We start from the raw sequence: 21,904 nt of genomic DNA, 5'->3' as shown, positions 1-21,904 counted from the left end.
TCGATGTGTTCGGAACCGCGTGGTGGTGGGCTGTGCGTGACGACTCGGTGTTCGGGCGCAGACTCCGCGAACTCCGGCAGCGCAAGCGGCTCAGCCAGAAGATGTTGGGTGATCGGGCGGCCTTGAGCGTGCGCGCCATCCGGGACCTGGAGGTCGGTCGGGTTCAGCGGCCCCGGGAGCAGACGGTGCGGCTGCTCGCCGACGGGTTGCAGCTCACCGGGTCGCAGCGCGCCGCCTTCGAGAGGGCCGCTCGGGGAACCGGCCAGGACCCTCCTGGTCACGGCGGGGCTCCGGACGCCGGCGGGAACGGCCCGCCGGTCTTCTCCGGGCCGTTCATCGGTCGGGAAGCGGAACTCGCCATCCTCACCGAGTTGCTGACCACCGACACCCAGCAGGTGATCTCGATCGCGGGAGTCGCCGGGGCCGGCAAGACGCGGCTGGCGTCGGAGGTGTCCAAGGCGGTCCTGGGCCGGCCCGACTGGCGGGTGCTGTGGTACTCGGGCAACGAGGTGGTCGCGCCCCGCTCGGACATCCGCGAGCCGCACGACCCTTCCGGGTTCCCGCCGCTGGACGGCGGGACGTCCCCCGGTGTCGACCTGTCCAAGGTGCTGGTGGTGTTCGACGGCGCCTCCCGCGCCTCCGCCCAGGTCCTCGCCGAACTGCTGAGGCACACGCCCCGGCCGCACCTGCTGATCACCGCTCGCAACCCGCCGGGGTTGCCGGGGGAACTGGTGTTCCCGGTGGGTCCGCTGCCGGTTCCCACGTCGTACGAGGGCATCCAGGACCTCGTCGGCAACCCGTCGGTGCGGCTGCTGCTGTGGCACGTGCGCCGCGTGTACCCCTCGTTCCAGCTCCGCGGCGACAACGCCGCGGCGGTGGCGCGGCTCTGCCGGCTCCTGGACGGGTTGCCGGGAGCGCTCGAACTCGGCGCCGCCATGTGCACCGTGCGCTCTCCGCAGCGGTTGGTCGACCAGCTGATCGACCGACCGGCGGCCATCCGGGACTGGCGGTCGAGCGCCGGGTCCGGCGAGCTGCTGCTGTCCTCCCTGGGCGAGAGCCTGAACCCGCTCCGCAGGGCGGAGCGGATCCTGCTGAACTCGTTGGCCTCGTCCGACGGCGACTGGTCCGTCGACGAGGCCGCCGCGGTGGCCGAGCTGGCCGGCGCCGACGCGGTCGAGCACATGGAGCTGCTGGTCCGCCGCGGCCTCGTCCGGCACGACCGGCAGGCGGACGAGCCGCGGTTCTCGTTGCTGAAGCTGGTGCGCACGGCGCACGACGCGACCCCGCGCGATCACGCCTCGACGTCCACCCCGGTCTGTTGACGACGGGGTTCGGCCGGCACCCCCTCGTCCTCCCGGTCGGTCCCGGCGAGGGGGCGGGACTCGCCGGCGTGGCGGCCGGACCAGAGGTAGGCCGCGGCCACCAGCAGGCCCGCGACCATCGTCGCCATCACGCCGCGGTAGTCGATCCACGCGACCAGGGTGGCGCCCACGGCGAGCGAGACGACCTGGGCCAGCGAGGTGATGCTGCTCGCCGTCGCGGCGACCCGGCCGACCAGCCCGCGTGGTGACCGGCGCTGGACCTGGGTCATGAACGACACGGACACCAGCGGGACACCCAGGCCCATGATGGCCATCCCGATGAACGAGACGGCCACCACCGGCACCGCCAACAACCCGATCCCGGCGGCCAGGAAGGCGCACCCCGCGACGAGGCCGCGCACCTCGCCGAGCCGGTTCAGCACCCACGGCGCCGCGAAGCCGCCGGCGATCCCGCCCACCGCCTGGGTGCTCACCAGCACCCCGACGAACTCGGGCGGCCGGTGCAGCCCGGACCCGACGAGGGCGAAGACCGCGGCGTCGGCCATCTGGAGCGCGAGGATCGCGATCGCGGTGCCGATGACGACGGACCGCAGCGCCGGGTCGCGGAAGATGACGGTCGCGCCCTCTCCGACCTCCCGACGCCACCCGCCACCCGTGGACGGGGTTCCGGGGTCGTCGACGCGGAGGGCGAGGGCCGCCGTCGTCGCGACCGCCAGGAGCCCGGTGGTGATCAGCGCGACGGTCGTGCCGCCCAGGGCCGCGTAGAGCCCGGCGCCCGCGAGCGGGCCGAACAGGCGGAGGCCCTGCTTGACCGTCTGCGAGGCGCCGTTCGCGCCGGCCAGCAGGTCCTCGGGGATGACGAGCACGACCAGCCGGGTCAGCGCGGCGTCCACGAGGATGACCGAGATCCCGTAGACCACGCCCACCGCGTAGATCACCCAGAGGTCCCCGGGGTCGCGGACGGTGAGGAGCGACAGCACGGACAACGCGGTCCCGGCGTAGGTCGCCACCAGGACCTTCTTCGCGCCGACGCGGTCCACGAGCCAGCCGCCGACCGGGGCGAGCAAGTAGGGGACCGCCACGAACAGCAGCGCGACCGCCGCGGCCGTCGCGCTCCCCGTGAGCTCGTTCGCCCAGATCGCCAGGACCAGCAGGAGGACGGACTCCCCGGCCATGCCGAACGTCAGGGCGGCGAGCAGCACCCGGAAGTCCGCGTGCCGCAGTGCTGTCCTCATGGTGTTCCCCCTCCGCGGTCGGACTGCTCGGACGTGGTCCCGGTCTTCTCCGACGCACCCGCCGCGCCCGGGACGCCCCAGGCGACGAGCCGCACGGGACGGGCGTCGGCCGGCCGGGACGCCGGCGCCTCCCCGCGGTGGGCGACCTGCGTGATCAAGGTGGTGATCGTGTCGCGCAGCACGGCGAGTTCGTCGGGCGTGAGCCAGGCGATGGCCCTCAGGTCGAACCCGGCGTCCCGCCATCGCGGAAGCTCGTCGTGGCGCGCGTTCTGCCACTCCTGCAACGCGTCCAGTTCCCGTTGGTGGATCGCCGTGCTCGCGGCGACCCCGGCACGGCCGGCTTCCCCGTGCGCCGCGTCGAAGTTCTGGACCTCCACCCGCACCCGCCACGGACGCCGCCGCCCGGCACCCCCGGGCGACTCCTCGACGAAGCCGTAGTGGGCGAGTTGTCGCAGGTGCCACGAGCAGTTCGCCGGGCTCTCACCGACGAGTTCGGCCGCCTCCGTCGCGGTCAGCGGGCCGTTGAGCTGCAGCAGCTCCAGGATCCGCAGGCGCGTCGGATGGGCGAGGGCGCGCAACGCCTTGGGGTCGTCGAGGCTGCGGCGGGGCACGTGCATGATGGAAAGATATCCTTCGAAAGAAGTCTTTTCAAGGGGTCGCCCAGGGCGGCCTCGGGCGCCCCGGGCGCGTCAGGGGTGGGGTGGCGGCAGTCCCGGCACGCGAACTGCCGTCTTTTCGCGCGTTGTTGCCGGTAGAAGTTCCCCGTATTGCCGACCAGGTGACCTAGATTCCCGGTAGAGGCTTTCGGCAAGCATCGGGACGTGTTCGGGAGAACGGGAGAAGCGATCGTGAGCAATGTCTTCGACGACGAGAACGGGGTTTTCCTGGTGCTCGTCAACGACGAGGCGCAGTACTCGCTGTGGCCCTCGTTCCTGGACGTTCCAGCAGGTTGGAGCGTCGACTTCGGTCCGGACGCGCGCTCCGCGTGCCTGGACCACATCGAGCGGAACTGGGTCGACATGCGTCCGCGCAGCCTGGTCGAAAGCATGGGCCAGGCGTAGTCGGGCTTCGTCGGGAGCACCGTTCCGCATTTCCTGTCCGACTGTCGGCGCTTTTGTTCGTTCGCTATCTGGAGGTTGTGGGGACATGGTCGGCAGGGCGGAGTGGAATGCCGCGACCGCGGCTCGGGCCGGTGGGGAGCGGGTCGCGCGGAGGACCTGGCCCGCGACCCGCGAGCAGCGCCGGCTGTGGTTCCTGGACCGGTGGACGTCGGAGAAGGCCACCTACAACTCCCCGGTCACGTGGCGGTTCACCGGGACGGTCGATGGCCACCGGGTGGTGGACGCGGTGCGCGCCGCCGTGGCGCGCCACCCCGTCCTCCTCTCGTCGTTCGACGAGGTCGACGGCGAACCGGTGCAGGTGGTGCGGTCGGACCGGGAGCTGACCTGCGCCCTCGTCGACCTGACGGCGCGGGACCCGGACGAGGCCCGCGCGCTCGTGGACGAGGGGATCGCGGCCGAATCGCGCCGGCCTTTCGACCTCGGCGAAGGGCCGCTGGTGCGTGCGGCCGTGTACCTGGTTCGCCCCGACGAGTGCGTGGTCCACCTGACGTTCCACCACATCGTGTTCGACAGCTGGTCGTTGGAGGTGTTCCAACGCGACCTCGTCGAGGCGTACCGCGATCCCGGCGCCGTCGTGGCGCCGGCGATCGGGGACTACGGCGACTACTCGCACGGGCAACGCGAATGGCTGGCGACGGACGAGGCGAAGCGGTCGATCGACTTCTGGAGGTCCGCGCTGGAGGGCGTGCCGGACGTCGTCGAACTCGGCCGGGACCGCCCGCGACCGCGCGAGTTCACCCATCGCGGCGAGACGCTGGAGTTCTCGCTGGGACCGGATGTCCGCGACTCGGTGCGCGCCGCCGCCCAGCGGTTCGGGGTCACGCCCTACATCGTGCTCCTGGCGGCTTTCACGGCCTTCGTGTCCCGGGAGGGCGGTCAGCGGGACTTCGTGGTGGGCTCACCGGTGGCGGGGCGGTCCGACGGGCGGTTCGCCGACGTGGTCGGCCTGTTCGTCAACACCCTGGTGCTGAGGTCCCGGGTCTCGCCGTCCCGGTCGTTCGAGGAGCACGTGGCCGCCACGCGGGCGACCGTGCTGGACGCGCTGCAGAACCTCAAGGCGCCCTTCGACTTCCTGGTCGACAACCTGGGCTCGAACCGCGATCCGAGCTACGGCGCGGTCGTCCAGGTGCTGTTCGCGTTCCACGAGACGACTCCGCCGGTGCAGGTGGGGGAAGGGCTCCGGCTCGACCACCGGATCGGTTCGACGGGCACCGCCAAGTTCGACCTCACCCTTTCCGTCCACTCCGGGGCGTCCGGCTACGACGTGGAGGTCGAGTACTGCGTCGACCTGTTCGACCGCGAATCCGCCGAGCGGTTCTCCTCCCACTTCGGCGAGATCCTCCGCAGCGGTCTGCGCGAACCCGGGACCGCGATCGGGTCACTGCCCATGGCTCCCGCCGGTGAGGTGGGGGTGGTGGGGTTGTGGTCGGGTGTTTCGGGTGGTGTTGGTGGTGGGTGTGTTCATGAGTGGGTTGAGCGGTGGGCGGTGGTGTCGCCGTCCGCGGTGGCGGTGGTGTGTGGTGGTGTGGGGTTGTCGTATGCGGAGTTGAATGCGCGTGCGAATCGTGTGGCGTGGGTGTTGCGTGGTCGTGGTGTGGGTGTGGAGTCGTTGGTCGGTGTGAGTGCGCGTCGGTCGTTGGACCTGGTTGTGTTGTTGTTGGGGGTGTTGAAGGCGGGGGCGGCGTATGTTCCTGTCGATCCGGGTTATCCGGTTGATCGTGTGGGTTATTTGTTGGCGGATTCTGGTGTTTCGTTGGTGTTGGTGGAGCCGGGTGGGGTGGTTCCGGAGGGGTCGTGGGAGGTGTTGGAGGCGGATTTGGGTGGTCCGGTTTTCAGGGATCAGCCGGTTGTTGATCCGGGTGTTGTGGTGGTTCCGGGTAATGCGGCGTATGTGATTTACACGTCTGGTTCGACGGGGCGGCCGAAGGGTGTGGTGGTGAGCCACCACAACGTCACCCGACTCGTCGAAGCCGCCAAGGAGAACTTCTCGTTCTCCACCGATGACGTCTGGTCGCTGTTCCACAGCTACTCCTTCGACGTGTCCGTGTGGGAGATGTGGGGTGCGTTGACGACGGGTGGGCGTCTGGTGGTGGTCCCGTTCTGGGAGTCCCGGGACCCGGACGAGTTCTACGAGTTGGTGGTGCGTGAGGGGGTCACGGTCCTGAGCCAGACCCCCACGGCCTTCGTCCAGTTCGAGGCCGTCGACGCGAAGCGCCGCGCCGACCTCGCGCTCCGCTACGTCATCTTCGCGGGTGAGGCGCTGGACCACGGCTCGGTGCGGCGATGGGCGGACCGCCGCGGGTGGGACCGGCCGCGGTTGGTCAACATGTACGGGATCACCGAGACCACCGTCCACACCACCTTCCGCCGACTCGACGCCGACGACCTGACCAGGGCGCTGACGCAGGTGGGTCGGCCGCTGGTCGACACCGGCATCCACCTCCTCGACGAGAACCTGCGACCCAGCCCGCTGGGTGTCGTGGGCGAGATCTACGTCAGCGGCGCGGGCGTGGCGCGGGGCTACCTCGGCCGATCCGCCCTGACCGCGCAGCGCTTCGTGCCCGACAGCGTCACGGGCACGCCCGGCGCGCGGTTGTACCGCAGCGGTGACCTCGCGCGGATGAGGTCGGACGGACGGCTGGAGTACGTCGGGCGGGCCGACGACATGATCAAGATCCGCGGTTTCCGGGTGGAGCTCGGGGAGATCGAAGCGGTGCTCGGCGATCACCCCGGTGTCACGGGCGCGGCGGTCGCCCTGCACGAGGACGACGAGGGCCGGCCACTGCTGGTCGGCTACGTCGCGCCCGCCGGGACCGCGCTCACGGAGACGGAACTGCGCCGCTGGGTCGCCGCGGAACTGCCCGACTACATGGTCCCCGCGCGTTTCCTGGTGCTGGACGCCGTGCCGGTCACGCCCACCGGCAAGGTGGACCGCAAGCTGCTGCCCGTGCCGGGCGCCGATCGCCCCGGCATCGCACAGGGCTTCGACCCCCCTGTCGGCGAGGTGGAACGGCGGTTGGCGACCGTGTGGGAACGGGCGCTGGGCCTGGACGCGGTGGGCCGCTGGGACAACTTCTTCGAGCTGGGCGGCGATTCGATCCGCAGCATCAAGGTGATGGGGCTCGCCGCGGACGAGGGCATCGCCTTCACGCTCCAGGACCTGTTCCGCCGCCCGACGGTCGCCGGCCTGGCCGAAGTGGCGACATCGGCCGCGGCCCCGACCGCCCGCCCCGGTGCGGTTCCCTTCGACCTGGTCGCCGAGGTCGACGCCGCACTGCTGCCGGACGACCTGGTGGACGCCTACCCGATGGCCGCGTTGCAGGTCGGGATGGTGTACGAGATGGAGCGGGACCCGGACCGCCTGCCCTACCACAACGTCGACAGCTTCGAGGTGGAGGCGGTCTTCGAGGAAGGGGCGTTCCGCCGGGCGCTGGAGCACGTCGTGCTGCGGCACCCCATCCTGCGCACGTCGTTCGCGCTCGCCGACTACAGCGTGCCGATGCAGCTCGTCCACCCGCACGCCGAAATGCCCCTGCACGTGGAGGACCTGCGTGACCAGGGCCGCGCCGCCCAGGACGAGGTGGTCCGCGCCTACCTGGAGCGCCAGCGCCGGAGCCCGTTCGACCACGCTCGTCCGCCGCTGTTCCGGATGGCCGTCCACCGGCGTTCCGACGCGGTGTTCCAGTGGACGCTCACCGAGCACCACGCCGTGTTCGACGGCTGGAGCCTGCACTCGACCATCGCGGAGATCTTCGAGGTCTACCTGGCGATCCTCGCGGGTGAGGAGCCGGTCCCGCAGCCGCAACGATCGCTGTACCGCGACTTCATCGCGTTGGAGCAGCAGGCGGTGAAGTCGTCCGAGAGCGAGGAGTTCTGGCTCCGGCGCCTCAGCGGGAAGCCGGTCACCCAGCTGCCGAGGTGGGCCGACACCGAGACCGTCACCTTCCCCGAGGAGATCGCCGTCGGCGGTGAATGGCGCTACGCCAGCCCGGAGCAGAAGTACGGCGCGGTGGAGACGCTGCTGACGCAGGAGCTCGGTGACGGCTTGGAGGAGCTCGCGCGCCGGTGCGGTGTCCAGGTGAAGGTCGTGCTGCTGGCCGCCTACCTGCGAGCCGTCAGCCACCTGACGGCCTCCCACGAAGTGGTGGTGGGCGTCACCGCCAACGGGCGGGTGGAGGAGGTCGGGGGTGAGGAGGTCCGCGGGCTGTTCCTGAACACGCTGCCGCTGCGGCTCACCCTGCCGGACGGCACCTGGGAAGACCTGATCCGGGCGGTCTCCGCGGCCGAGCAGGAGATGCTCCCCCACCGCCGGTTCCCCCTCGCGGCTCTCCAGCGGAAGTTGGGCGGCGGCCGGCTGATCGAGGCCAACTTCGTCTACAACCACTTCCACGTCGTGAGCGGCATCTTCGAGCGGGGTGTGAAGTTCATCGACGGGAAGATCGACAGCTTCACGACCCAGCGCGCCGAGCCCACCGACTTCCCGCTCAACGTGGGATTCCTGCGGAACCCGGCCGCCAACGGCCTGCTGCTCGGCATCGACTACCACCTCGACGTGCTCCGGGAGGACCAGGTCGTCCTCTTCCGCGGGTACCTGCTCAAGGCCCTGAGCGCGATGGTCGCCGAGCCGTCCCAGCGCTATCTCCACAAGTCCCTGTCCTCCGCCGGTGAGGTGGGGGTGGTGGGGTTGTGGTCGGGTGTTTCGGGTGGTGTTGGTGGTGGGTGTGTTCATGAGTGGGTTGAGCGGTGGGCGGTGGTGTCGCCGTCCGCGGTGGCGGTGGTGTGTGGTGGTGTGGGGTTGTCGTATGCGGAGTTGAATGCGCGTGCGAATCGTGTGGCGTGGGTGTTGCGTGGTCGTGGTGTGGGTGTGGAGTCGTTGGTCGGTGTGAGTGCGCGTCGGTCGTTGGACCTGGTTGTGTTGTTGTTGGGGGTGTTGAAGGCGGGGGCGGCGTATGTTCCTGTCGATCCGGGTTATCCGGTTGATCGTGTGGGTTATTTGTTGGCGGATTCTGGTGTTTCGTTGGTGTTGGTGGAGCCGGGTGGGGTGGTTCCGGAGGGGTCGTGGGAGGTGTTGGAGGCGGATTTGGGTGGTCCGGTTTTCAGGGATCAGCCGGTTGTTGATCCGGGTGTTGTGGTGGTTCCGGGTAATGCGGCGTATGTGATTTACACGTCTGGTTCGACGGGGCGGCCGAAGGGTGTGGTGGTGAGCCACCACAACGTCACCCGGCTCATCGACTGGGCCCGATCGGAATACGCGCTGGACGAGGGCGACGTGTGGTCGCTGTTCCACAGCTACTCGTTCGACTTCTCGGTGTGGGAGATGTGGGGTGCGTTGGCGACGGGTGGGCGTCTGGTGGTGGTCCCGTTCTGGGAGTCCCGGGACCCGGACGAGTTCTACGAGTTGGTGGTGCGTGAGGGGGTCACGGTCCTGAGCCAGACCCCCACGGCCTTCGTCCAGTTCAACACCGTGGACGCCAGGGCTCGCGCGGACTTGGCGCTGCGCCTCGTCGTCTTCGGCGGAGAGGCCCTCGACCGGGCTTCCGTCCGCGACTGGGCGGACCGCCGCGGGTGGGACCGGCCGCGGTTGGTCGACATGTACGGCATCACCGAGACCACCGTCCACGTCACCGCCCAGGTGCTCGACGACAGCGCGATCGGCGGACGCTTCACCCGCATCGGCAGGCCCGTCGCGGGACTGGAGGGCCGTGTGCTCGACCCGGCGGGGATACCCGTCGCGCTGGGGGCGACCGGTGAACTCCACGTCGGCGGCGAGCGCCTGGCCAGGGGATACCTGGGTCGCCCGGCGCTGACCGCGCAGCGGTTCGTCGCGGCGACCTCCGGAGCCCGGCTCTACCGCAGCGGTGACCTGGTCGTGCAACGACCGGACGGCGCCCTGGAGTACGTCGGCCGCGCCGACGACATGGTCAACCTGCGCGGTTTCCGGATCGAACCCGGTGAGATCGAGGCGACCCTCGCCGGGCACCCCGCCGTGGCCGGTGCGGTGGTGGTGCTGCGCCACGACGCAGCCGGCGGCCCGGCCCTCGCCGGCTACGTCGTGCCGAAGGACGGCGCCGAGGACGTCGACGCCCGCGGTGTCCGCAAGTGGCTCAGGGAGCGCCTCCCCGAGCACATGGTCCCCTCCTGGCTGCGCGTGGTGCCCGAGCTCCCGCGCACCCCCACCGGCAAGGTCGACAAGGACCGCCTGCCGAACCCGGAACCGGAACACGCCGTCGAACCCCTCCGCCGCGAACCCCGCACCCCCGAGGAGGAGCTGCTGTGCGGGCTGTTCGCCGAACTGCTCGGCAAGCCCGAGGTCGGCGCCGACGACAACTTCTTCGAACTGGGCGGGGACAGCATCGTCTCCATCCAGCTCGTCGGCCGGGCGCGCAAGGCGGGCATTCCCCTCACACCGCGCGACGTGCACCAGAACCCGACACCCGCCGCACTGGCGCACCTGTCGGGGCGCGCACGGCCCGGCACGCCGGACGCACCCGACGACGGCCTGGGACACGTGCCGCTGACCCCGATCATGCACTGGGTCGAGTCCTTCGCCGGTCCTGTCCGGCGCTTCGCCCAGTCCGTGCTACTCAAGGTCCCGGGCGAACTCACCGAGGACGCGCTGACCACCGTGCTCCAGGCGGTCCTGGACCGGCACGACGTGCTGCGGGCCCGGGCCGTGGTCGACGCCGCCCGCACGTCGGGGTTGGACATCGCACCGCCCGACGCGGTCCGAGCCGGCGACCACCTGGTGCGGGTGGACGTCAGCGGGACGCGCGAGGAAGCGCTGCCGGCGGTGGCCGAGGAGCAGTTGGAACTCGCAGTCGGTGAGCTGGACCCGGCGAAGGGCGTGGTGTTCCGCGCGGTGTGGTTGGACGGCGGTCCGACCGCGCCGCACCGCCTCCTCCTGGTGGTGCACCACCTGGCTGTGGACGGCGTCTCGTGGCGCATCCTCATGTCCGACCTGGCCGCCGCGTGGGCGGAGGTGGGGGCGGGGCGCGCCCCGGCCCTGGAACCGGTGGCCACCTCGTTCCGGACCTGGGCGAGGAGGCTGGTGGAACGTGCGCACGCCCCCGATGCCGTGCACCAGCTGAACACCTGGACCGGTGTGCTCGACCGGGCTGAGACCTCGTTGGGGCGACGCCCGCTCGACCCCCGCGTCGACGTGGAGGGCAGCAGCCGCACGATCGCGCAGGAGTTGCCCCCCGACCTGGTCGAACCCCTGCTCACCACCGTCGCCGGTGCTTTCCACGCGGGTGTGGACGACCTCATGCTGGCCGCACTCGCCGTCGCCGTGGCGGAGTGGCGGGACCGGAGAGGCGCGGACGCGGGCACCTCCCTCCTGGTGGACGTGGAGCGGCACGGCCGGGAGGCGGTGGAGGGCGACGTCGACCTGTCCCGCACGGTCGGGTGGTTCACCAGCCTGCACCCGGTGCGGCTCGATGCCGGGCAGGTCGACCGACGGGCGGTCGAGGACGGCGGCGCCGCGCTCGGCCGCGCCGTGAAGCTCGTCAAGGAGCAGTTGCGGGCGGTGCCGAACAACGGGTTCGACTACGGCTTGCTCCGCTACCTGAACCACGACACGGGTGCTGTCCTGGCCCGCTGCCCGCAGGCCCAGGTCGGGTTCAACTACCTCGGGCGGTTCGCCGCCGGGACCGGGGCCGACTGGGCCGCGGCGCCGGGGAGCACCGCCCTGAGAGGGCTCTCGGCACCGGACACGCCGCTGCCGCACGTCCTGGAGGTCGCCGCGATCACGTCGGACGAGACCGGCGGACCGCGCATGACGGTGCTGTGGACGTGGCCCGGCGGTGTGCTCGACGAAGCGGACGTCGCGGATCTGTCCGACACCTGGCGGCGCGTGCTGGACGGACTGGTCGCGCACGCCGGGAAGGCCGGTGCGGGCGGGCACACCCCGTCCGACCTGACCCTGACCACGTTGTCCCAGGACGAGGTCGACGAGTTCGAGGAGCAGTTGGCAGCCGAGCGGGAGGGCTCACGATGAAGCAGTCGCCGTTGGAGGACGTCCTACCGCTGTCCCCCTTGCAGCACGGAATGGTGTTCCACGCCGCGTACGACCCGTCCGGTCCGGACGTGTACACGCCGCAGCTGGTGCTGCACCTCCACGGACCGCTCGACGTCGCCGTGCTGCGGAAGGCCGCGGCGGCTGTCGTCCGCAGGCACCCGCCGCTGCGCACCGCCATCCGCAGGCGGAAGAACCAGGAACCGGTGCAGGTCGTCCAACGCCAGGTCGACCCGCTGTGGACGGTGGTCGACCTCCTCGGGGCGCCGGCGGGCGCGCTGGAGCGCTCGATCGCCGGGGAACGGGCACGGCGGTTCGACCTCGACAAGGCCCCGCTGCTGCGGTTCGCGCTCCACGCGCAGGCGCCGGACAGGCACGTGCTGGTCCTGACCTACCACCACATCGTGCTCGACGGCTGGTCGGTGCGCCTGCTCGTCGACGAGTTGTTCACCTTGTACGAGCGCGGCGGCGACGACTCCGCGCTGCCCCCGGCGCCGGCCTACCGGGACTTCCTGGACTGGCTCGCGCGCCAGGACCGCGAAGCGGCGGTCTCCGCGTGGCGCGAGGCGTTGCGGGACGTCGACCACTCCGCCCACGTCGCCCCGGTGGACCCGACCCGTCCACCGCGCTGGCCCGAGGCGGTCACCACCGATGTGCCGGAAGACCTGACCGCCGCGCTCGCCGCCCTGGCGAGTCGGGCCGGTGTCACCGCCCACACCGCGATCCAGTGCGCCTGGGCGCTCCTGCTCGGCGAACTGACCGGTGGTTCCGACGTCGTCTTCGGCATCACCACTTCCGGCCGCTCGGCCGACGTGCCGGGCGTGGAGGACATGGTCGGCCTGCTGATCAACACGGTGCCCGTGCGGGTCGCGCTGCGCCCGGAGGAGTCCGCGGCGGCCCTGCTGGCGCGAGTGCACCGGGAGCAGGCGGCGCTGCTGGAGCACCAACACCTGGGACTCGCGGAGATCCAAGCCGCCGCCGGGGTGGGCGAGCTGTTCGACACGCACCTGCTGTTCGAGAACCACTCCGGCGCGGCGGCGTCGCACCGGGGACCGGGCGGCGAGCTGGAGGTGTCGGTCGACGGCGCCGACGCGACGCACTACCCGTTGAGCCTCACGGCGGGTATGGGCTCGCGGCTGCACCTCAGGCTCGAACACCTCCCCGAGCTGTTCGACCGCGACGCCGCCCGGAACCTGCTCGATCGGTTCACCCGCCTGCTGGGAGCGCTGGTGGCCGACCCGTCGGCGCCCGTGGGGCGGATCGACACCCGCGAACCGGGCGACCGCGGGGCGGTCCTGGAGCTCGGGCTGGGGGAGACCGCGCCGCGCGCGGCGGACACCTTCGCCGAGCTGTTCGACCGACAGGTCGCCCGCACGCCCGACGCGCTCGCCGTGGAGCACGGGACGACCCACCTCAGCTACGCGGAACTCGACAGACGGGCGACGAACCTGGCGCGGTACCTCCAGGCGTCGCCGGAGCCGGAACCCGTGGTGGCCATCGCGATGGAGCCCTGCGCGGACCTGGTCGTCGCGGTCGTCGGCGCGCTGAAGGCCGGGGTCGCGTTCGCGATCACCGACGTTCACCTCCCCGCGGATCGGCTGGCGCGCACCTGGGCTGACGCGGGTGCGCGGTCGGTGATCACCCGGCCCGCGGACCGCGCCACGGTGGCCGCGGTGAGCGGCCTCCCGCTCGTCACCCCCGACGAGGTGCCCGAGCTGACCGGTCCGGTGCGCGCGCCGCACCCCGCCGGGCTCGCCTGCCTCTTCTACACCTCCGGCACCACCAACGAGCCCAAGGGCGTCATGTTCGTCCAAGCCGCCGTGGCCGACTACACCGCGGCGATGGTCGACGCCTTCGGACTCGGCCCGGACGACCGGTTCCTCCAGGTCGCCTCGCCCGGTTTCGACGTGCTGCTGGAGGAACTGCTGCCCGCCCTCGCCTGCGGCGCCGCCGTCGTGGTGCCGGAGGACCGCGTCCTGCTCGCGGGAACGGACCTGGCCGACCACGTCGAGCGGCACGGCATCACGGCGCTGGAGCTGACCACGGCCTACTGGCACGAGTGGGTCGGCGACCTCGGAGCCGCCGGCCGCACCACACCCCCGTGCCTGCGGTTCGTCGCCATGGGCGGCGAACGGGTGCTGCCCGACCGGCTCGCTGCCTGGGAGGGGGTCGGCGCGGACCTGGTGCACGTCTACGGCCTGACCGAGGCGACCGTGACGTCCACGACGTGGCGCCTGCGATCCGGGCAGACCTCGCCGGCCACCGGGGAGGTCCCCATCGGCCGGGCCATCCGGAACGCGCGGGTGTACCTCCTCGACGCCAACCTGCGGCCCGTGCCGCCGGGAGTGGAGGGGGAGCTGTACGTCGGCGGGGACGGCCTGGCCCGCGGATACCGGGGACAGCCCCGCCGCACCGCGGGCAGGTTCGTCGCCGACCCCTTCGGCGCTCTCGGCAGCCGGATGTACCGGACCGGGGACGTGGCGCGGTGGAGTGCCGCCGGGGACCTGGAGTTCGTGGGCCGCCGAGACGCCCAGGTGAAGGTCCGGGGGTTCCGCATCGAGCTGGGCGAGGTCGAATCCGTGGTGGCCCGGCACCCGTCCGTCGCCCACGTGGTGGCAGAGGCGAGGGAGCGGCAGCCCGGTGAGCGGGTGCTGGTGGCGCACGTCGTTCCCGCGGTGCCCGGGGAACTGGACGTGGCCGTGCTGCGGGCCCACGTCGAAGCCGTGCTGCCCGACTACATGGTGCCCGCCGCGTTCTCCGTGCTGGACGCCTTCCCGCTCAACACCAACGGCAAGGTCGACCGGCGGGCGCTGCCCGACCCGGACTTCCGCCCCGCGCCAGCCGAGCGCGCACCCCGCTCCCCCGAGGAGGGTGTGCTGTGCGCCCTGTTCGCCGACCTGCTCGGCGTGCCGGGCGTCGGCGTGGACGACAGTTTCTTCGCCCTCGGCGGGCACTCGCTGCTCGCGACCCGCCTGGTCGGTCGGATCCGGGCCGAGCTGGGCGCCGAGCTGAGCGTGCGCGACCTGTTCGGGCACCCCACGCCCGCGCGGCTCGCCGAGCACCTGCCCGAGGCCCGGCGCGCGCGCCCCGCGCGGCCGCTGCCGGTGAAGGGGGCCCGGTCGTGAACCCGCTGTCGTTCGCCCAGCGGCGCCTGTGGTTCCTCAGCCAGGTCGAGGGCGCCACCTACAACGTGCCGTTGGCGTTGCGGCTGTCGGGCGTCGTCGACCTGGTCGCGCTGACCGCCGCCGTACGGGACGTGGTGGCCCGGCATGAGAGCCTGCGCACCGTGTTCCCCTCCGCCGAGGGCGAGCCGCACCAGGTGCTGTTGGACGCGGAACCGGACCTGCGCGTCGTGCGGACCACCGCCGGGCTCCTGGACGACCTGCTGGCCGAGGAGGCGGCGTACCGCTTCGACCTCACCGGGGAGCCGCCGTTGCGGGCGGTGTTCTTCGACGTGGCCGAGGAGGACCCCGTCCTGCTCCTGGTCGTGCACCACATCGCCACCGACGGCTGGTCCTCCGGCGTGTTGCTGCGGGACCTCGGCCACGCCTACCGGGCACGCCACGCGGGGACCGCGCCGGGCTGGAGCCCGCTCCCGGTGAGCTACATCGACTACTCGGTGTGGCAGCGGGAGGTGCTGGGGGAGGAGGACGACCCCGACAGCCCGCTCGTTGCGCAGCTCGCGTTCTGGCGCGCCGCCCTGACGGACGTCCCGGAACAGCTCGTCCTGCCGGTCGACCGCCCGCGCCCGGCGGTGTCGTCGCACCGGGGCGGGCTCGTGTCGGCGCGGCTGGGCGCCGGTCCGCACGCGCTGCTGATCCGGATCGCGGCTGAGTCGCCCGCCACGCCGTTCATGGTCCTGCACGCCGCGTTCGCAGCCCTGCTGACCAAGCTCGGCGCGGGCTCCGACGTGCCGATCGGCACGGTCATGTCGAACCGGTCGCAGGACGGGCTGGACGACCTGGTCGGGTTGTTCGTGAACACGCTCGTGCTCAGGCTGGACACCTCGGGCGACCCGACGTTCCGCGAACTGGTCGAGCGGGCGCGGGAGGTCGACCTCGCGGCCTACGACCACCAGGACGTGCCGTTCGAACGGTTGGTGGAGGCGATCAGCCCGACCCGCTCGCTTGCGCGCCACCCGCTTTTCCAGGTGGTGCTCTCGCTCGAGCGGGTCGACCCGGACGTGCCACCGGTCCCGGGCCTGGCCGCCGCGTTCATGCCGCTGCACCCGGGCACCGCGAAGTTCGACCTCGCGCTGAGCGCGATCGAGCACGTGGCGGAGAACGGCGATCACCGCGGGATCGACCTCGGGCTCGAGTACGCCGAGGACCTCTTCGACCGAGAGGGCGCCCAGCGGCTGGCCGAGCGGCTGGTGCGACTGCTGACCGCGGTCGCGCACGCACCGGACCTGCGGTTGAGCCAGATCGACGTGCTGTCCCCCGACGAACGCGACCGGGTCCTGGTCCGGTGGAACGACACCCGCGTCGAGCCGCCGCTCACCACCGTGGTCGGACTGGTCGAGCACTGCGCCGCAACGACGCCCGACGCCCCGGCGGTCGTGTTCGGGAACTCCGTGCTGTCCTACGGGGAACTGGATCGGCTGGCCAACCGCACAGCACACCGGCTGCGCGCACGCGGTGTGGGGCCGGAGGTCGTGGTGGGCGTGGCCGTGCCGCGCTCACCCGACATGATCATCGCGCTGCTCGGTGTGCTCAAGGCCGGCGGCGCGTACCTGGCGATCGATCCCGACCACCCGGTGTCGCGCCTGCGCTTCATCGTCCACGACGCCCGACCGGTCGTCGTGCTGACCACGGGCGCGCACGTCCCCGTGCTGGAAGAACTCGGTGTCGACCTGTGGGCGCTCGACGGCCCGGAGGAGGCGGAACTCCCGGCGACGTCGGCCGTCGACCGCCTGCTGGAGCACGGCGACCCGGCCGCGCCGGCCAACCTCGCCTACCTCGCCTACACCTCCGGGTCGACCGGGGAGCCGAAGGCGGTGGCGGTCACGCGGCGCGACGTGCTCGGCCTGGTGTCGGACCGCCGGTTCGCGACACCGGCGCACCGCCGGGTGCTGGTGCACTCGCCGCTCGCGTTCGACGCGTCGACCTACGAGATCTGGACACCGCTCACGCGGGGCGGGTGCGCGGTGCTGGCCCCGCCGGGGCCGCTGGACGTGCCGCTGCTCGGGCGGCTGTTGAGCGAGCACTCCGCAACCGCGCTCTTCCTCACCGCGCGGCTGTTCGCCGTCGTCGCGGAGGAGGCGCCGTGGACGTTCGCCGGGACGCACGAGGTGTGGGCGGGTGGCGAGGCCCTGTCCGGTGAGGCGGTGGCGCGCGTCCTCGCGCACTGCCCGGACACGCTCGTGGTCGACGCCTACGGGCCGACCGAGACGACCACGTTCGCCACCGCGATGCCGTTCAGGGCGCCTGACGGCGTCCCGGACGCGCCACCCATCGGCCGCCCGCTGGACAACACGCGCGTCTACGTCCTCGACCAGGCGCTGCGCCCGGTGCCGCCCGGCGCGATGGGCGAGATCCACATCGCCGGTACCGGGGTGGCGCGCGGTTACGCGAAACGGCCTGCCCTGACCTCGACCCGGTTCGTCGCAGACCCGTACGGACCCGCCGGCTCCCGCATGTACCGCACGGGCGACCTGGGGCGCTGGAACGGCCGTGGCGAAGTCGAGTACGCGGGTCGGGCCGATCACCAGGTCAAGATCCGGGGGTTCCGCATCGAACCCGGTGAGGTCGAGGTCGCGATCACCCGCCACCCTGACGTCCAGGACGTGGTCGTCGTGGTGCGCGAGGACCGACCGGGCGAGAAGGCGCTGGTCGCCTACGTGGTGCTGCGACCCGGTGCGGCGGGGCTTGACCCGGTCCGGGCGCACCTGGCCGACACCCTGCCCGCCTACCTGGCGCCGTCGGCGTTCGTGGAGCTGGAACGGCTGCCGCTGAACCCGACCGGCAAGGTCGACCGGAGGGCCCTCCCCGCGCCGGACCCGCGTGCGACGGACGGCACCGCACGACAACCGCGCACGGCGGCGGAGGCCGCGATGTGCGGTCTGTTCGCCGACGTGCTGGGCGTGGGCGGCGTCGGGCCGGACGAGAGCTTCTTCTCGCTGGGCGGGCACTCGCTCCTGGTGATCCGCCTGATCAGCCGGATCCGCTCGGTGTTCGGCGTGGTGCTGGACGCCGGCACGGTGTTCCGGCACTCGACGGCAGCGGCCCTGGCGGCCACGCTGGACGACCTGTCCCCCGACCGGGACCCGCTGCGCCCGGCGCCGCGCGCGGACCGCACGGCGCTGTCGTTCGCCCAGCAGCGGCTGTGGTTCCTCAACGAGTTCGAGGGCAGCGCCGCGACCTACAACATCCCGCTCGCGGTGCGCCTGCGAGGAGCCTTGGACGTGCCCGCGCTGAGCGCCGCCGTGGACGACGTCGTCCGGCGGCACGAGAGCCTGCGCACCGTGTTCGCCGAACTGAACGGCGTGCCCCACCAGGTCGTCACCGACACGAGCCCGGTGCGGCTGACGCGTGCCGGGATCACGGCCGACCGGTTGCCGGGCGTGCTCGCGGAGGCGGCGAACACCCCGTTCGACCTGGCCACGGCCCCGCTCCGCGTTCACCTGCACGCGCTCGGCGAGCAGGAGCACGTGCTGTCGCTCGTGGTCCACCACATCGCCTGCGACGGCTGGTCGCTGGCGCCCCTGTTCCGCGACCTCGCGGACGCCTACGCGGCGAGGCGCCGCGGCGAGGCGCCTGCCTGGCAACCGCTGCCCGTGCAGTACGCGGACTTCGCGGTGTGGCAGCGTCGGACGCTCGGCGACGCGACCCAGCCGGGCAGCTCGTTCGCCCGCCAGGTCGCCTGGTGGCGGGAGGCGCTCCGGGACGCGCCCGAGGAGCTGGCGCTGCCCGCGGACCGCCCCCGGCCCGCCGGTGGCGGCCACCGCGGCGGGGTCGTGCGGCTGGAGGTCGACGAGTCGCTGCACCGCCGCCTGCTCGACCTGGCCACGGAGTGCGACGCCACCCTGTTCATGGTGCTGCACGCGGCGTTCTCCGCCCTGTTGTGCCGGCTCGGCGCGGGAACCGACATCACCATCGGCACCCCCGTGGCGGGACGCGGTGACGAGGCGCTCAACGACCTCGTCGGGTTCTTCGTGAACACCCTGGTCCTGCGCACGGACCTGTCCGGCGGTCCGACGTTCCGCGAACTGGTGGCGCGGACCAGGGAGCGGGACCTCGCGGCCTACGCGAACCAGGACGTTCCGTTCGACCGGCTGGTGGAGGCGCTGAACCCGCCGCGGTCGGCCGCGCGGCCCCCGCTGTTCCAGGTGATGTTCGCGTTCGCGGGTGGCATGACGTCGGAGGGGTGGCAGCTGCCGGGCCTCGACACCAGCCCGGTGCCGGTGGAGGCGGACGTCGCGAAGTTCGACCTCACCCTGAGCCTGGAGCAGCACGAGCACGGTGGCGCGCCCGGTGGGATCACGGGCTCGTTCGAGTACTCGGCCGACATGTTCGACCTCGATACCGTCGAGGCGATGGCGGACCGGTTGGTGCGTCTCCTGGACCAGGTCGCCGCCAAGCCGGACACCCCGTTGGACGACATCCGGCTGCTGACCGACGACGAGTGGCGTGAGCTGGTCGTGGAACGCAACGCGACCGCGACGGACACCGGCTCGGACCGGTGCGCCCACCAGCTGTTCGAGGAGCAGGCGCGTCGCACGCCCGACGGCGTGGCGGTGGTCGCCGGCGCGGTGCGGTGGAGCTACGCGGAGCTGAACGCGCGGGCGAACCGGATCGCGCACCTCCTGCGCGGATCGGGGGTGGGGGCGGAGACGCTGGTCGCGCTGGCCCTGCCGACGTCGCCGGACGCGGTGGCGGCGCTGCTGGGCGTGTTGAAGGCGGGCGCGGCGTACCTGCCGGTCGACCCGGCGCACCCGGCGCGCCGCACCGCCTTCGTGCTCGCCGACGCCCGACCCCTGGTCGGCTTGACCACCCGGGCGCTCGCCGGTGCGCTGCCGGAGCCGTCCGGCGGCTGGTTGGCGCTGGACGACCCCGCGGTCGTGGCGGCGCTGGCGGACCGGCCCGACCACAACCCGGGCGACGGGCCCTCGCCGCCGCCCGTGACAGCCGCCAACACGGCCTACGTGGTCTACCCACCGGGATCGACCGCGCGGCCCAAGGGCGTTCTGGGCCCGCACCGCGGCCTGGTGAACCGGCTGGAGTGGTTCGCCCGCGCCCACCCGGGGCAGCGGGACCAGGTGGTGGCGGTGCGGACGTTGGACTTCGTCGAAGGCACGGCCGAGCTGCTGGGCGCCCTGCTGTTCGGTGGCACGGCGGCGTTGCCCGTCCACACCGAGGGCGACTTCGTCGACGTCGCCGGGTTGGTGCGCACCTCCGGCGCGGGACGGTCGACCCTGGTGCCGAGCCTGCTGGAGAGCCCGCCGGCGGACGACGTGGCGGCGCTGCGGTCCTGCCGGTTCTGGGTGAGCGGCGGCGAGGTCCTGCCGGCGTGGGTGGTCGCCCGGTTCCGGGAACTGCTGCCCGGGGCGGTCCTGCTCAACCTCTACGGCCCCCCGGAGGTCGGCGGGGGCGGGCTGACCGCGGAGATCGGCGGGCCGGGCGCACCGATCGGCACACCGATCGCCAACACGCGGGTGTACGTGCTGGACGACCGGCTGCGGCCGGTGCCGCTCGGCGTGCCGGGCGAGCTGTACCTGGCGGGCGCGGGCCTGGCCAGGGGTTACCTCGGACGTCCCGCGACGACCGCCGGGTGCTTCGTCGCCGACCCGTTCGGGCCGGCCGGTTCACGGATGTGCCGCACCGGTGACGTGGTGCGCTGGGGCGCGGGTGGCGTGGAGTTCGTCGGCCGCGCCGACGACCGGGTCGAGGTGCGGGGTTCCCGCCTGGAACTCGCGGAGGTGGAGTCCGCGCTGCGTGCGCTGCCTTCGCTAGGGGAGGCCGCCGTCGCGCCGCGCGACGGTCGCCTGGTCGCCTACGTCGTGCCCGCGCACGGCGGCGAGCCGGACTTCGCGGAGATCCGCGAAGCCCTCTCCGCGGTCCTGCCGGACCACGCGGTGCCCGCGGTGTTCCTGCCGCTGGACGAACTGCCCGTGCTGCCGAACGGGGAGCCGGACCGCCGCGCCCTGCCGGACCCCGACCCCGCGGCGGCCGCGAGCACCACCGAACCGGCGACCGCCGCGGAGGTGTTGCTGTGCCGGGCGTTCGCGGAGGTGCTGGGCCTCCCGGCGGTGGGTGTCCAGGACGACTTCTTCGAGCTGGGCGGGCACTCGCTGCTGGCCACCAGGCTGGTGAGCGCCGTCCGGTCGGAACTGGGCGTGCGCATCGGGGTGCGGGACGTGTTCCGGGCGCCGACACCGAGGGGTCTCGTCCGCCTGGCGGAGAACCTGGGCTCGATCGACGCGGACCTCGCGGCCCTGCTGCCGCTGCGGTCCGGGGAGAGCGGGCACCCGCTGTTCTGCGTGCACCCCGTCTCCGGGTTGAGCTGGTGCTACTCCGACCTGGTCCGGCGACTCGACCCGGGCCGGCCGGTCCACGGCCTCCAGTCGCCGGGGCTGCTCACCCCGGGCTGGTCACCGACCTCGGTGGAGGCGGTCGTGGACGAGTACGTGGCGCACATCCGCCGCGCCCAGCCCCACGGGCCGTACCACCTGCTCGGGTGGTCGCTCGGCGGGAACCTGGCGCACGCGATCGCCGTGGCGCTCCAGGCCGCCGGCGAGCGCGTCGAGGTGCTCGCACTGCTCGACTCCTATCCCCGCCTCGGGCTGGACGACCCGGCCGAGGCGCTCGAGCAGGACGTGCTGGAGTCCGTCGCGCGCACCCTCGACTCGGAGCCGCGCGGCCACCGGGGCGTCGCCGGGTTCGTGGACCTCCTGATGGAGAACGAGCGGTTCGGGTACTTCGGCCGCGTTGTCCTGACCGGGCTGCTGACCTCGTCCGTGCGGCTCGTGCGGCTGCTCGCGGCCCACGAGCCCGGCGTGTACCGGGGCAGGGTCCTGTTCTTCGCGGCCGCGCGGGACGGCCGGTCCGCGGCCGGGGCGGCGCGGCGCTGGGAGCCGCACGTCACCGGGTCGTTCGAGGGCCACGACATCGACACGACGCACGACGGCCTGGTCCTCCCCGGACCCGTCGGCTCCATCGGCGGAGCGCTCTCCTCCGCCCTGCTGTCGACCCACTGACCGGCGCTCCTGCCCCG

Annotated in this window: 7 protein-coding genes; 5 read left to right on the top strand and 2 right to left on the bottom strand. The window is 72.6% G+C overall.

Annotated elements, in window-relative coordinates:
• The first annotated feature begins 32 nt into the window (after positions 1-32).
• Entirely contained in the window at positions 33-1,322 is a 1,290-nt protein-coding gene (locus AB0F89_RS31720) for a helix-turn-helix domain-containing protein (protein ID WP_367129337.1), read from the top strand.
• On the opposite strand, the gene AB0F89_RS31715 is transcribed toward AB0F89_RS31720, so the two are convergent.
• Positions 1,292-2,557, bottom strand: a complete 1,266-nt coding sequence (locus AB0F89_RS31715) for an MFS transporter (RefSeq protein WP_367129336.1) — start codon at positions 2,555-2,557, stop codon at positions 1,292-1,294. The two genes, AB0F89_RS31720 and AB0F89_RS31715, sit on opposite strands and share 31 nt — an antisense overlap.
• The gene (locus AB0F89_RS31710; RefSeq protein WP_367129335.1) at positions 2,554-3,174 is read right to left on the bottom strand and encodes an ArsR/SmtB family transcription factor; all 621 of its coding nucleotides are present in this window, start codon (positions 3,172-3,174) and stop codon (positions 2,554-2,556) included. The genes AB0F89_RS31715 and AB0F89_RS31710 overlap by 4 nt, the downstream gene beginning before the upstream one ends.
• Positions 3,175-3,402: 228 nt before the next feature.
• On the opposite strand from AB0F89_RS31710, the gene AB0F89_RS31705 reads away from it, so the two are divergent.
• The 4 genes from AB0F89_RS31705 to AB0F89_RS31690 all read left to right on the top strand — a co-directional run bounded on the left by AB0F89_RS31705 (position 3,403) and on the right by AB0F89_RS31690 (position 21,887).
• On the top strand, positions 3,403-3,618 hold the full coding sequence (locus AB0F89_RS31705; protein ID WP_367139063.1) for an MbtH family protein: 216 nt from the start codon (positions 3,403-3,405) through the stop codon (positions 3,616-3,618).
• An 85-nt stretch (positions 3,619-3,703) separates the two neighbouring features.
• Positions 3,704-11,674 carry an amino acid adenylation domain-containing protein gene (locus AB0F89_RS31700; RefSeq protein ID WP_367129334.1) on the top strand — a complete coding sequence of 2,657 codons (7,971 nt, stop codon included), beginning with the start codon at positions 3,704-3,706 and terminating at the stop codon, positions 11,672-11,674.
• Positions 11,671-14,817, top strand: coding sequence for an amino acid adenylation domain-containing protein (locus AB0F89_RS31695; RefSeq protein WP_367129333.1), 3,147 nt, complete (start codon positions 11,671-11,673; stop codon positions 14,815-14,817). Before AB0F89_RS31700 ends, AB0F89_RS31695 begins: the two co-directional genes overlap by 4 nt.
• Positions 14,814-21,887 (top strand): amino acid adenylation domain-containing protein, encoded by a 7,074-nt coding sequence (locus AB0F89_RS31690; protein ID WP_367129332.1) that lies wholly within the window; start codon positions 14,814-14,816, stop codon positions 21,885-21,887. Before AB0F89_RS31695 ends, AB0F89_RS31690 begins: the two co-directional genes overlap by 4 nt.
• Positions 21,888-21,904 lie beyond the last annotated feature (17 nt).

Source organism: Saccharothrix sp. HUAS TT1, assembly GCF_040744945.1.
In the GTDB taxonomy this organism is placed as follows: domain Bacteria; phylum Actinomycetota; class Actinomycetes; order Mycobacteriales; family Pseudonocardiaceae; genus Actinosynnema.
This window is presented reverse-complemented; position numbering and strand designations above follow the sequence as displayed.

Bases quoted from the DNA above. Each gene is read 5' to 3' on its own strand.
- AB0F89_RS31715 (WP_367129336.1), bottom strand. From the start codon at position 2,557: ATGAGGACAGCACTGCGGCACGCGGACTTCCGGGTGCTGCTCGCCGCC.
- AB0F89_RS31710 (WP_367129335.1), bottom strand. From the start codon at position 3,174: ATGCACGTGCCCCGCCGCAGCCTCGACGACCCCAAGGCGTTGCGCGCC.
- AB0F89_RS31700 (WP_367129334.1), top strand. From the start codon at position 3,704: ATGGTCGGCAGGGCGGAGTGGAATGCCGCGACCGCGGCTCGGGCCGGT.
- AB0F89_RS31695 (WP_367129333.1), top strand. From the start codon at position 11,671: ATGAAGCAGTCGCCGTTGGAGGACGTCCTACCGCTGTCCCCCTTGCAG.